Here is a 13,274-nt window from a genome sequence, read left to right on the forward strand (position 1 = left end):
GCGCGGAGTGCAGGGAGTGTGGCGCGCGCCCCTCATTCAGGGCGGCCCGCTAGTCTTCCCAAGTGATCGCTCACCTAGCCTTGAGTAGAGACAGAGCATCGCCCATGACCCCCAAGGAAGGGCCACCCACCAGTGACCGACGAGCTGCCGCCTCCGCCCGACGAAGCGCGTGAGCTGCCGCCTCCGCCTGATGTGGCGCGAGAGGTCTTCACCGGTGAGGCTTGGGGCCGCGCACAGGCGTTCGCCGAGCTCCTCGCCGGCCCTGGGGTGGTACGCGGGCTGCTGGGCCCCCGCGAGGTCCCACGGATCTGGGATCGTCATCTGCTCAACTGCGCCGTCGTCGCCGAGGCCGTGCCGCCGGAGGTGCGGCTGGTCGACATCGGCTCGGGCGCCGGGTTGCCGGGCCTCGTGCTGGCGATCGTACGGCAGGACATCACGGTGACCCTGTTGGAGCCGCTGCTTCGCCGTACCGTATTCCTGGAGGAGTGCGTCGAAGCGCTCAAACTGGACAACGTCGAGGTGTTGCGCGGTCGCGCGGAAGAGCTGGCGGGCAAGCGCGAATTCGACGTCGCCAGCGCCCGCGCGGTCGCGCCGCTTGACCGGCTGCTGAAGTGGGCCATGCCACTTCTTCGCGAAGGTGGCGAGTTGATCGCCATGAAGGGGGAGCGCGCCGCGGAGGAACTTGCCGAGGCGGAGCCCCAATTGCGGGCCATCGGGGCGAGGACAGCCGAGCTTGTGAGTGTCGGGCGCGGTAAGGTCGAGCCGCCTGCAACATTGGTTCGGGTGGTAGCAGGTCGCGCGCCGGAGCCCGGTAGGCGGCGACGAAGGAGGTGACGGTCGTGCCAATCGCGTCAAGCGGTCTTGGCTGGCCGGACAGCCCTCTGTCCGAGAGTCCCAGCGGGGTTGGCTGGCCCGAAATGGGCGTGTCGCGACAGCGAATTCCTGGCACCGGCCTGCCACTGGTTGAAAGGATGGCCAACGTGACCCAGACCCCCCTAAACCCCGGTGATTCGCCGTTGGTACGAGAGGCGCTCAGCTCAGTGGTTTCACGTGAAACATCTGCCACCCAAACAGCTGCCGCCAAGGCGGGCGAAGCGCCCGGGGGAGGCGACGGCGCCTGGCCCAGGCCGCCCAAGTGCCGAGTGATCGCGGTGGCGAACCAGAAGGGCGGCGTCGGAAAGACCACGACTTCGGTCAACATCGCCGCCGCGCTCTCGATGCACGGCCAGCGCGTACTCGTGGTCGACCTCGACCCTCAGGGCAACGCGTCCACGGCCCTGGCCACCGAGCACCGGGGCGATGTCCCGGATGTCTATCAAGTGCTCGTTGACGACTTGCCGATGGCCGACATCGTCAAGGAGGTGCCGGACATGCCGGGCCTCTATTGCGCCCCCGCCACCATCGACCTCGCCGGCGCCGAGATCGAGCTCGTCTCACTTGTCGCCCGGGAAGCCCGCCTCAGGCGCGCGCTGGGGGCGTTCGAGGCGATCGAGCTCGACTACATCATCATCGACTGCCCGCCATCGCTCGGCCTCCTGACCGTCAACGCCCTGGTCGCCGCCGAAGAGGTCATGATCCCCATCCAGTGCGAGTACTACGCGCTGGAGGGCCTGGGCCAGCTCCTCCGCAACGTGGACCTCATCAAGGCACACCTGAACCCCACGCTCAGCCTGTCGACGATCGTCCTCACCATGTACGACGGCCGCACCCGGCTGGCGTCCCAGGTCGCCGACGAGGTCCGCGCCCACTTCGGAGAGACGGTCCTCAGCACGGTCATCCCGCGCAGCGTCCGCCTTTCTGAGGCGCCCAGCTATGGGCAGTCGGTGATGACGTATGACCCTGGCTCGAGTGGCGCCATGGCCTACATGGACGCCGCCCGAGAAATCGCCCACCGCGCCGCCGTCTGACCTGTTGCCGTGTCGTAGGGCTGATCTTTGTGCGGCCGTTGGTGTCTCGTGTGACCTGAATGCGGCGGCCGCTCTGCCGACCGTCCTACTCCTGGGTTGGTTTCCACGGGCTGTCCACCGATGGCCCCTCACCCGTGGGCTGGTCCCGGTTTCTTCTATTCCGTATTCGTAGGGACGATCCTCTGCTGCTCGTTTCCCACATCAACACAGACCATCTCTTACCGCTCGTTTCCCGCACCAGCACGGCCGTGACCTCTCGTCTCTGGCAGCGGCACGATCCTCACCACCCGTTGCCCGTGCGGACCGCTCCCGTTCGCCTCCTCGCGTCAGTACGGAGACCGCTCCCGCTCGTCTCACCGCGTCCGTAGGGAGCGCTCCCGTTCGTCTCCCCGACCCCATGCTCGTTTCCGCGTTGATCCACAGGATCCACAGGCGGCTCACGCCGCTGCCCAACGGTGTCCGCAAGGCGTTATCAAAGCGCACGCACAGCACACCCGCCCCACGTACTGCACAGGCACCAGGGCGCAGGTCGCACTACCACAGGCAGCGCCTACATCGCCTGCACCACAGGCACCCCCTGCACCACAGGCACCCCTGCATCGCGGGCTCTGGCCAGCCACAGGCATCGCTAGGGCCTCAACCATTAGAGGCATCACAGGAAGCACATATCGGCACACAGCGATATTCACCGATACACAGGGCACACGGGGCACAACACCGGGCGTTCAGAGGGTAGGACCTGGCGGCGCCCCGACGGCCCCGTGGAGGCCGTGCAGGCGGGGCGGGTTCGTTGGCACAACTCATGGACCGTGGGCCGCTCACCATGCCCTCCAAGTCCGGACACTCCCACGGGATGCGTGATGCGGGACGTCGACAAGACGACGTGCGAGGGTAGCGCGGCGAAGACGGCGTGCGAGCGACGCACGGCACGCGGTGATGCCCACCACCTCGGCCAAACTCCCCGCACCCCACCTCCGCCTCCCGCACCTCCGCCTCCCGCACCTCCGCCTCCCGCACCTCCGCCTCCCGCACCTCCGCCTCCCGCACCTCCGCCTCCCGCACCTCCGCCTCCCGCACCTCCGCCTCCCGCACCCATATCGCGACCGCCCACATCCCACCTCCTTACACACCCACACCCCCAAACTCCCGCCCCAAGATTGGAATCTTTCTGAACGGTCTGTCTTGGCGCCCAAAATCATGGGGTACAGGGCCTGCGGAGTGCATGCCTGGTCGGATGTGTACGCGTGAGGTTGTGGCGGTGTAAATCCGGAGGAACCGCGTGTGGCGAGCGGGCACCCTGTTGCGTTGACGACGGTAACCTCTCCTGGAGTGACCGGAATCGGCCCGGTGGATGAGGAGAAGCAGTGAGTCAGCATCGGCGGGGATTGGGCAAGGGACTCGGGGCACTCATCCCGACCGGTCCCATCGTTGACGGCGCGGGGACAGTAGCCCCCGCGAATGGCGCAACGGGGGAGACCGCCGGCCCCAAGCCGATTGCCGGAGCGTACTTCAGGGAGATCGCCCTCAGCGCGATCGTCCCCAACCCGCGCCAGCCCCGTGATGTCTTCGACGACGAGCGCCTTCATGAGTTGTCCGCGTCCATTCGCGAGGTCGGTCTGCTGCAACCGATCGTCGTGCGCTCGGTGGGCGGCGGCAAGTACGAGCTGATCATGGGGGAGCGCCGCTGGCGCGCTTGCCAACTGGCTGAGCTCGACCCGATCCCCGCGATCGTCCGCAACACCCAGGATGACGAGCTCCTCAGAGACGCGCTGATCGAGAACCTCCAGCGCGAGCAGCTCAACGCCTTGGAAGAAGCCGCCGCGTACCAGCAACTGCTCGACGACTTCCGGGCGACACATGAAGAGCTCGCCCAGAAGGTCGGCCGATCCCGTCCTCACATCACCAACACCCTTCGCTTGCTCAACCTCCCGCCGGAGGTCCAGCTCCGCGTCGCCGCCGGCACCGTCAGCGCCGGCCATGCCCGCGCCCTCCTAAGCCTCGACAGCCCGGAAGAGCAGATCCAACTCGCCAAGCGGATCGTCGCCGAACTTCTTTCCGTCAGGGCCGTCGAAGAGATCGTCTCCCTCGGCAGCTCCAAGGCGGCCCCCAAGGCCACCCGCGACCGCCAGCCCAACAAGCCCTCCGCACCCGGCCTCGTCCACCTCGCAGACCGCCTCTCAGACCACTTCGAGACCAAGGTCAAAGTCGACCTCGGTCGTCGTAAGGGGCGCATCGTGGTGGAGTTCGCGACGATCGATGACCTTGAGCGCATCATCGGCACTATGGCTCCCGAGGCCGCCCGCGCAATGAGGAACGCCGAAGACTGACCCATGTTTCACGTGAAACCATTTGCCGTTTCACGTGAAACCATGGCCAGGTGAGGCGCCGCGTCGCCTGGGGACCGACGGCGAACACCTGAAGGAAGTCGGCCCACTGAACCCGATCTGAGGCTGCCGCCGGAGTAGCTCGTGTTTCACGTGAAACGCCACCAGCTCCGACCCCACCAACCGCCGCCACTCGTAGTGGCGAGCCTCCGAGCCTCGAAAGACGACCTCGACGGGCGCCCTGAGCGAACGCCCCAGCGAACACTCGAGCGAAGGTCTCGACGGGCGTCCCGAGTCGAACCCCCGAGCGGGCGTCCCGAGCCGAACCCCCAGCGGGCATCCCGAGCGGGCATCCCGAGCGGGGCCCGAGCCGAACCCCCTGAGCGGACATCCCCAGGAGGGTCCCGAGCGGACGCTCCGGCGGGCGTCCCCACAGGCGCCCCGAGCGGAGGTCCCTGGGGACGGCCGTAGAGGCCGAGGGTGGGGGGTGAAAGGCGGGCCGTGGACGATCTGCAGGCGACTGTAAGGGAGTCGCGGGCGGGCCGGAGATGACGGGCACGCAGGGCGGCGTGGTTTCTCGGTCCGTCAGCCCTACACGTCACGGGTAGAAGTCTCACGGCGAGATTGTGGATCCAACCACCAGTGGGACCGGCCGAGCCTGGGATGGGCCGTAGGGCGGCGTGCAGGCGCCCACGCCACGACAAGGCCCTTCTCTGGGTATCCCACAAGCACTGCGCCGGCGCAGCTCGGCCGCGCTACGCCGATCTCCCACAAGCACTGCGCTGACGCAGCTCGGCCGCGCCGTGCCGATCTCCCACAAGCACCGCGGCGGCGCAGCGCGGCCGCGCCGTGCCGGGTGCCGCCTGTGGGCGCGCCGAGCGGGCTGCTCGCCCGCGCCTCGCGGTGGCAGCCACTCCGCAGCGGGCCGCCGCCTTTGCCTGGCCGCACCACCGACGCCGCTGTTTCACGTGAAACCATCTACCCGCTCTGGCGCCATCGGCCTGCGCGGACGGCTCCGCCTCGGTCAGGTGATCCATTGGATGACGTCACGCAGAGCAGTGTGGTTTCTCGGCCACTCAGTCAGGTCGTCCGCAGCCCGCCTTTCGCCTCCACCCTTGTCAGGCGACTTGTAGGCGAGTCGTGGGCGGGCCGGGCCGGTCGTCATCCGCGAGTGGTGCATTCCGGTGGAACATTTCGCCGGCGCGATCTGGCAATGCCAACGCACCACAAGCCGATTCACCGGCCGCAAAATGTCGGAGGTACCTGTGCGCGGGCTTCCCTAACCCCGATTACCTGACCTTGCAGGACTTCGGCGGTATGGGCCGAGAGGCGATCCACCCCGTCTCAGGCGCCTGCGCGGAGTAGTAAGTCAGGATGTCGCCTCTGGAACCGCTCGGCACATAACTGGCCCGGGCCAGCGTGGTGCCGGTCTCCATGTCCAAGAGGGTGCGCGTGTACGCGGGGAGCGACTTCGATCCCCGCGACTGAGGCTGCTCGCTGTCGCGGGTGAACGTGACCGACAACGCCTGCCTGCCCAGCGGATCGGCCGCCGTGCCGTACACCTTGGTGCCGGGAAGCTCCGCCAGCAGACGCAGAATCGCGGCACGAAGTTGCGGGCGGATCGGCATGGACAGAAGATTGCCCGCGAGAGGGAGGAACTCCTCAAACGGCTGCTCGAACCCTCGGCTCTGCCAGATGCGGTGAAAGTCGCGGAGCTTGGCGAGCAGGCCGTTCCGGTCGGCGGGGATGGCAGCCAGATCGGCGAGTGTGAGGTCCGCGACGGAGTGGTCCCCGACCCGAGCGTCGTCCCCGTCGCGCCATTCGCAGCCTTGGGGCTGGTCGGCGATCCGAATCGGTCGGCACTCATCGGCCGGGTTGTCCTTAGGGCAGCGCGGCTTGATTCGGGCCGGCGCTCCCGCCGCACGCCATGCGCGTTCGTCGGGTGCGGAGGCCGGGAGCGCGCTCGGTACGGAGGTCTGCAGCATGGACCTCTCCGCGGAGTCCAGCGGAGCCGTTCGCTCGATGCGCTGCCGGGTCAGCAAGTCGTAGCCGCCCGCTGAGATCCGTTCACCAGTGATGATCACCTCCCGCCAGTAGGCGCCCTTTCGTTCAGGTAGGCGTGCCACGCGGTCGGCTAGATCGAGCAACTCGTTGTTCCGTGGTTGGACCAGCACCGGGGCAGGCGCAGAAACCAGGTTGGCCACCAGTGTGGCCGCTATGACAATCGCGGCCGTGGCCACGGCCGAGCTCAGCGCCCACACCCACACGCGAGTGCGGGAACGGCCGGTGGCAGGGCGGGAGCGCTCGCCGTCACCGGCGAGGCGGGCGTGAGCGGCGAGGCGGGCGTGAGCGCGAGCGACCACCTCGGGCGAAGGCGGGGGCGCGTCGGATAGTGCCCGGGCGAGCAGCTCGAGCTCATCGATCGATGTCCTCCTTCAGCGCGCCCAGCGCCGCGCGCAGATGCTTGCGTGCCCTGTTGAGCCGGGACGCGACGGTTCCGTAGGGAATGTTCAGGGCGGAAGCGACCTCGGCGTGACTCAGACCGCCCAACGCGATCAGCAGCACCACGTCGCGATCGCGCTGCTTCAGCGCGGCCAGCGCCCCTGTGAGCGGAGCGGTGAAGCGCGCGGCGTCCACCCGATCGAGTACTCGATTCAGTGCGGGTCCTCGTGGCCGTCCCAGTCACGCTCCGCCGCGCGGCTGAGCGCCTTCCACCGCGTGGTCTCGGTACGGCGGTGCCGCGCGACCAGGTTGGTAGCAATGCCGTACAGCCAGGGCCTGACCTCTCCCACCGCTGGGTCATATCTGCCGCGCAACGCCGCGAGGAACACCTCGGCGGCTAGGTCGTCAGCGTCGTCCGTGGGCAGGCGACGGGCGATGTACCGGTGGATCTCGGCGAAGTAGCGGTCGAAGAGATCGGTCGGCACCGCCGGTTGATCTCTCCCGCTACGCGTGTTGTACACGATCACACCTATTTCTTGCCGCGACAGTGAGAATGCTTTCACGCGCGCTGATCCACACGACCCGGGAAGCCAGCCCGGCCCATCCTCCGAGTTCCCGGGCCAACCAATCTCCGAGCGCCCGGGCCAACCAGCCTCCGGCCGACGCGGGTCAACCAATCTCCGAGTGCCCGGGCCAACCAAGCTCATCAGTGCTCATGGCGATCTACTCCCGGACGTTCGCGTCCCTCTCGCCGACAGGAGGGCTGCAGCAACCCGCGCGAAACCGACCAGGCCAAGGTGTCGTATCGCCGGTCATAACCGGTCCCGGCCGCCAACTTCATCCAGAAGAGGCACTTCCCATCTCCCACCGCCTCCCTCGCTCTCGGGACGACTCCGCCATTTGCGTGGGGTCCCACCAAAATGGCGGATCAACGATCCCGTTGTGGGTTTCCGATGTGGGCGAGCAAGGGGGAGCGGGGGAGAAACTACACCGCTCTGCGGGACGTCATCCATAGATGCCCGCCGGGGGAGGGGCTGTTAATGGGTTGCCACGCCGCGGTGCTAGCGGGTGGATGGTTTCACGTGAAACGGGGGTGGGGCGTCGGTGGTGCGTGTGAACGGACACGAGGCACTCTGGATGGATGGACACGGACATCGTGTTCCACAGACAGCGGCTCTCCAGGCACGCGGCCATGTGGTCTTGGGTTCTGCGGACATCGGGGAGGCCGGGCTGGTGGCAAAGTCGGAGCGGCCGGGGCCTCACGATCGCCTGGGGATGGCGGGTGTAGGGCAACGGCTGGGGGTGATCGGTGCCGTGGGACCGCCTTCGTCGGCCCCACGGCACCGGATTACCCCTGCGACTCACCGAGCCCCGAACGGCGTCGACGAACTCGGTCCAGAAGCACCATCAACGAGGCCCAGTGCAGACCCCGGTGAGCGGGTCCGTGGTTCGTCCACCGGGATTTCTCGTGGTCGCCTACCTGGCTGCAGACGTCTGGCCATCCGCTTGGCACGTGGTGTCCGGCTACCGGGAGTCCCTGGTAGCCGCTTACAGTGCGTCCGACTGGCGACCTGGGGAGGGTTGTTTCACGTGAAACCGTGGGCCGGAGGCTTGTGGAGTGCGTGGGCGGGGAGCTCACGCGAATGTCAGGGCCGGAGGATCAGGGGAGGACGAGGGACTTGCGGATGTCATCGAGGAAGTCGTCTACGTGGTCCGGGGTGGTGTCGAAGGCGGTCATCCAGCGGACGGTCCCGGCGGTCTCGTCCCAGTAGTGGAACAGGTAGCGGGTGAGGAGGGCGGCCGCGGCTGGTTTGGGGAGGGTGGCGAAGACGGCGTTCGATTGGACGGGGTAGGCGAGGGTGATGCCGGGGAGGTCGGCTATGCCGTTGGCGAGGCGGGTGGCCATTTCGTTGGCGTGGGTTGCGTTGTGGCGCCAGAGGTCGTTCGTGAGAAGGGCCGAGAGTTGGGCTGAGATGAAGCGCATCTTGGAGGCCAACTGGAGGGACTGGCGGCGGAGGAAGGGGATGGCGTGGGCGAGGGAAGAAGAGGAGAGGACTATTACTGCCTCAGCTGCCAGCGCGCCGTTCTTGGTGCCGCCGAAGCTGAAGATGTCTACGCCGACTTCCGTGGTGATGGCGCTGAGGGTGGTGTTCAGGTGGGCGGCCGCGTTTGCCAGTCTGGCGCCGTCCATGTGGAGGAGCAAGCCGGCGGCGTGGGCCGTATCAGCGAGGGCGGCGATTTCTTCGGGGGAGTAGCAGGTGCCGAGTTCGGTTACCTGGGAGATGGAGACCACGCGGGGTTGGGAGTTGTGGTGGCTGCCCAAGGTGTCGAGTCGTGTGGTGATGTCCTGGGGGCGTAGCTTGCCGTCGGCTGTGGAGGCCGTCAGGAGCTTCGCGCCCAGGAGCCGTTCTGTCGCGCCGGTTTCGTGGGTGGCGATGTGAGCGGTGTCGGCGCAGATGATGGCGTCGTAGCGGCCGAGCATGGGGGCGAGGCCGACCATGTTCGCGCCGGCTCCGTTCAGGACGGGGAAGCCTTCCGCCCCTGGGCCGAAGACGTCCTTGATGTGGTCCTGGAAGGTTGATGTCCAGCGATCGTCCCCGTAGGCGGGTGCGTCCCCGTGGTTCGCCGCAGCCACGGCTTCGAGGATGGTGGGGTGGACGCCTGCGTGATTGTCGCTGGCGAAGCTCTTGGGATAGGTCGAATCGATCGGCACCTGCCCAGGCTACTTTCACGACTCACAAGATTCAGAGAGGCGAGAGGCGATCGTCGAGGGTGGGCCCGGGGGTGTCCGCTGGCTCGGGTGCTGCATTGCTGGTTAGCGGTGATCCCCATGCTGGCGGTGATGCCTCCTGTTGTGGGTTGGGGCCAGTTTGGCGAGCGGTTGTGAGAGGCGGGAAAGGAGGCGGCCAGCGAGAGCGAGCCAGAGCCGGGCGGTGGGTGGCTGAGGCAAGGTGAGGTCGGTGCTGGCGTGAGGGCCAGATGGGCCAGATGGGCCAGATGGGCCAGGTGCGGGGTGTGCTAAGCCGAGCTACGCCCGGTGTTGGCTCCGCGAAGGCGAAGCGGCCTTGGGCCATGCGAAGCCGAGGTGCGCTCGGTGTTGGGTGTGCGGAGGCGAGGTACCTCCGACGCGGGGCATGCGAAGCCGAGGTGAGTCCGGCACCGGGCCTGCGGGAAGGCCACACAGGGCAGAGGTCAGCCCTGCAAACACCAGCAGGGGCAGAGGCCAGCCCTGCAAAACGGAGGTAGGGGTCGTACCCCCAGGGTTGAAGATGGCGTGAGGTCAGTGCCAGGGGACAGCGGGGGAGGCGTAGACGTCAAGCGTGTACGCGAGAGGCGGCGTTCTGGAGGAGGATGCGGCAGAGGTCGCCCAGGTCTTGGCCCGCGGCCTCCGCCGCCATCGGCAGCAGCGACGTCTCCGTCATCCCGGGGGCCACGTTGACCTCCAGGAAGTGGGGCTTGTCTGAGGCGTCGACGATGAGGTCGGTGCGGGAGATGTCCCGGAGGCCCAGGGCGCTGTGGGCCGTCACGGCGGTTTCGGCGCAGGCCGCGGCCGCCTCGGCGGAGAGGCGGGCCGGCGCGAAGAACTCGGTGTGGCCGGCGGTGTAGCGGGCCGCGTAGTCGTAGACGCCCTCGTCCGGGACGATCTCGACGGCGGGCAGGGCGATCGGGCCGTTGCCCAGGTCGACGACCGAGACCGCTACTTCGACGCCCGCCACGTACCGCTCGATCAGCGCCGTGTCGCCGTACGCGAAACAGCCGACCATCGCGGCCGGGAGCTCTTCGGCGGTGCGGACGATCGAGGCGCCCAGGGCGGAGCCGCCACGGGCGGGCTTGACGAACAGGGGGAGGCCGAGATGCGCCACGATGCGGCCCAGGACGACCGTGGCGCCGAGGTCGTGGAAGGTCTCCTTGGGCAGGGTGACCGACTCGGGGGTGCGCAGGCCGACCGAGCGTACGACGCCCTTGGCGGTCGGCTTGTCGAAGGCGACGCGGCAGGCGTCGGGGTCGGCGCCGACATAGGGGACGTTCAGCAGTTCGAGGATGGAACGGATGGCGCCGTCCTCACCCGCGCCGCCGTGCAGCGTGACGAAGACCGCGTCCGGTGGGTCGGCCAGGATGGACGGCACGAGGGACGCGTCGGTGTCGCGGGCCTCCACGTCGATGCCGGCCGCCCGCAGCACCTCACTCACCCGGCGACCGGAGCGCAGGGACACCTCCCGTTCGTATGAGAGGCCCCCGGCCAGCACGAGCACGTGGCCCAGATCGCTCATTTGTTCTCCTCCGCTGATCGCACGCTGTCCAACCGTACCGGGGCTGGGGTGGAATGGTGTACGGCAGGCGCTTTCTACCGTGCGGGCTATGACCAACGGAATGCATAGATATGCACTGCGAGGGGAAGAGCCGGCGTCCCAACCGAGACGCCGGCAGGCAAGAGAGGATCAGGCCAGGTCAGGTCCGGGCGTGTCCACGCCCGCATGCCCCCGGGCCGACCCCGTCCCGAACGTGTCCCGCAGCTGGATCTCCTGCTCGATCACCCCAGCCAACCGCCGGACCCCTTCCCGAATCCGGTCCGGCTCAGGGAAGCAGTAGGACAGCCGCATCTGCCGAGCCCCACTCCCATCGGAGAAGAACCCGGTCCCCGGCACGAACGCCACCCGTTCCGCCACCGCCCGCGGCAGGATGGCCTTCGAGTCCAGGCCCTCCGGCAGCGTCGCCCACACGAAGAACCCCCCGGCCGGTCGTGTCCAGGTGACCTCGGGGGGCATGAGCGCCGAGAGCGCGTCGAGCAGCGTGTCACGTCGCTCGCGATAGAGCTCCCTGAACGTTTTGATCTGCTCCTGCCACGGCTGCGTGGCGAGGTACTGGCCCACGGCCAGCTGGGTGAAGGACGAGTGCGACAGTACGGCCGACTCCATGGCCAGCACGAGCTTGTCGCGGACGGCGTGCGGCGCCAGCGCCCAGCCGACCCGGAACCCAGGGGCGAGCGTCTTGGAGAACGACCCGAGATAGACCACGCCGTCGGGATTGTCGGCCCGCAGCGCGCGCATGGGCTCGCCGTCGAAGCCGAGCAGCCCGTACGGGTTGTCCTCGATGATGAGCACTCCGGCCCGCTGGCAGATGTCGAGCACCTGCTGCCGCCGCGCCAGGTTCAGGGTGACACCGGCGGGGTTGTGGAAGGTCGGGATCGTGTAGAGGAACTTGATCGGGGCGCCCGCGGTCTCCAGCGCGTAGATGGTCTGCGCGAGAGACTCGGGAATGATGCCCTGATCGTCCATGGCGATATGCACCACTTTGGCCTGATAAGCGGCGAATGTGCCGAGGGCGCCTACGTACGACGGGCCTTCGGCCAGCACCACGTCACCCGGGTCGATGAAGATCCGGGTGACCAAATCAAGCGCTTGCTGCGAACCTACGGTGACGACCACGTCGTTCGCCCCGGCCTGGATCCCCTCCAGCCGCATCACGTCGCAGATCTGCTCGCGCAGGTGCGGATCGCCCTGGCCGGAGCCGTACTGCAGCGCGACGGGACCGCGCCTGGTGACCAGATCGGACACCAGCTCGCCGACCATGTCGAGGGGGAGGGCCGTGACGTACGGCATGCCGCCGGCGAGCGAGACCACCTCGGGCCTCGACGCGACGGCGAAAAGAGCTCGGATCTCGGAGGCGACCATCCCGGTAGCTCGTGCGGCGTACCGATCGACGTAGGCATCGATGCGCGACCCTTGGGTCGCGGGCGTCTGACCGTGATCCAGCTCTCCTGTCACGGTCCACCTCCTTGGTGTCATTTGTCGCTGAACTACCAGATTACGGCAGTCGGACATGTCGGCTGTGACCGGGCTCGACCGTCGTGGTACCCGATGGCGGGACGTCACTGGGCTACGATGCCAGCTGGGGACGCGTTTTTCGCGCGCTTTTCCGGGTCAACGATTGGGGCCGTAGTTGTCGCGTCGGCTGGTCAACATAACCCTGGACAATCTGGACGATCTGCCGCGCCGCTGCCGGCGGTGCGTCTTTTGGGAGCTCGACCCCGTCAGCGGGGAGCGCGCGATCGACTCCGGTGGTCCAGAGCTGGAGAAAGAGGCATGGATCTCCGGCACGCTGCTCGAATGGGGCAGCTGCGGCAAGATCGTGTACGTCGACGGGGTGCCCGCCGGCTTCGTCATCTACAGCCCGCCGCTCTACAGCCCCCGCTCGGTGGCCTTTCCCACCTCGCCGGTCAGCGCCGACGCGGTGCTGCTCATGACCGCGCACATCATTCCGGAGTTCTCGGGCGGCGGTCTGGGCCGGATGCTGATCCAGGGCGTGGCCAAGGACCTGACGCGACGTGGCGTGAAGGCCATCGAGGCGTTCGGCGACCTCAAGTGGGAGGAGCCGAGCTGCGTGGTCCCGGCCGAATACCTGCTGTCCGTGGGCTTCAAGACGGTACGCCCGCATCTGCGCTTCCCCCGGCTCCGGCTGGAGCTGAAGACGGCCGTCTCGTGGCGCGAGGACGTCGAGGTGGCCCTGGAGCGCCTACTCGGCTCCATGAGCCCGGAACGCGCCCTTCGCCCCGTCTGACGCCTTCTCAAGGACGCCAAAGGCGAACAGGCAGAAGCCCCCT

10 protein-coding genes are annotated in these 13,274 nt (G+C 67.9%); 4 read left to right on the forward strand and 6 right to left on the reverse strand.

What is annotated here, in order from left to right; genetic code table 11:
• The first annotated feature begins 174 nt into the window (after positions 1-174).
• The 3 genes from rsmG to ACGFJ2_RS30590 all read left to right on the forward strand — a co-directional run bounded on the left by rsmG (position 175) and on the right by ACGFJ2_RS30590 (position 4,234).
• Positions 175-834 carry a 16S rRNA (guanine(527)-N(7))-methyltransferase RsmG gene (gene rsmG, locus ACGFJ2_RS30580; protein ID WP_357939726.1) on the forward strand — a complete coding sequence of 220 codons (660 nt, stop codon included), beginning with the start codon at positions 175-177 and terminating at the stop codon, positions 832-834.
• Between the two features lie 137 nt (positions 835-971).
• Complete coding sequence (locus ACGFJ2_RS30585; RefSeq protein ID WP_357938162.1) at positions 972-1,907, forward strand: ParA family protein; 936 nt, start codon at positions 972-974, stop codon at positions 1,905-1,907.
• A gap of 1,364 nt (positions 1,908-3,271) precedes the next feature.
• Positions 3,272-4,234: a ParB/RepB/Spo0J family partition protein gene (locus ACGFJ2_RS30590; protein ID WP_357938160.1), complete on the forward strand. Its 963-nt coding sequence runs from the start codon at positions 3,272-3,274 to the stop codon at positions 4,232-4,234.
• A 1,286-nt stretch (positions 4,235-5,520) separates the two neighbouring features.
• Here ACGFJ2_RS30590 and ACGFJ2_RS30595 read toward each other — a convergent pair.
• The 6 genes from ACGFJ2_RS30595 to ACGFJ2_RS30620 form a co-directional block, all read right to left on the reverse strand.
• Complete coding sequence (locus ACGFJ2_RS30595) at positions 5,521-6,594, reverse strand: hypothetical protein (RefSeq protein ID WP_393474114.1); 1,074 nt, start codon at positions 6,592-6,594, stop codon at positions 5,521-5,523.
• Between the two features lie 52 nt (positions 6,595-6,646).
• Positions 6,647-6,868 carry an RNA polymerase sigma factor gene (locus ACGFJ2_RS30600; RefSeq protein WP_393474118.1) on the reverse strand — a complete coding sequence of 74 codons (222 nt, stop codon included), beginning with the start codon at positions 6,866-6,868 and terminating at the stop codon, positions 6,647-6,649.
• Positions 6,869-6,885: 17 nt separating this feature from the next.
• Positions 6,886-7,158 carry an RNA polymerase sigma factor gene (locus ACGFJ2_RS30605; RefSeq protein WP_393474120.1) on the reverse strand — a complete coding sequence of 91 codons (273 nt, stop codon included), beginning with the start codon at positions 7,156-7,158 and terminating at the stop codon, positions 6,886-6,888.
• A gap of 1,175 nt (positions 7,159-8,333) precedes the next feature.
• Entirely contained in the window at positions 8,334-9,386 is a 1,053-nt protein-coding gene (locus ACGFJ2_RS30610; RefSeq protein WP_393474122.1) for a threonine aldolase family protein, read from the reverse strand.
• Between the two features lie 601 nt (positions 9,387-9,987).
• Positions 9,988-10,944, reverse strand: a complete 957-nt coding sequence (locus ACGFJ2_RS30615) for a D-alanine--D-alanine ligase (RefSeq protein ID WP_393474125.1) — start codon at positions 10,942-10,944, stop codon at positions 9,988-9,990.
• Positions 10,945-11,112: 168 nt separating this feature from the next.
• Positions 11,113-12,438: a PLP-dependent aminotransferase family protein gene (locus ACGFJ2_RS30620; RefSeq protein WP_393474128.1), complete on the reverse strand. Its 1,326-nt coding sequence runs from the start codon at positions 12,436-12,438 to the stop codon at positions 11,113-11,115.
• A gap of 175 nt (positions 12,439-12,613) precedes the next feature.
• Between ACGFJ2_RS30620 and ACGFJ2_RS30625 the strand changes: the two genes are divergently transcribed.
• Complete coding sequence (locus ACGFJ2_RS30625) at positions 12,614-13,231, forward strand: GNAT family N-acetyltransferase (protein ID WP_357938148.1); 618 nt, start codon at positions 12,614-12,616, stop codon at positions 13,229-13,231.
• Positions 13,232-13,274 lie beyond the last annotated feature (43 nt).

The organism is Nonomuraea sp. NPDC049028, assembly GCF_043197735.1.
In the GTDB taxonomy this organism is placed as follows: domain Bacteria; phylum Actinomycetota; class Actinomycetes; order Streptosporangiales; family Streptosporangiaceae; genus Nonomuraea.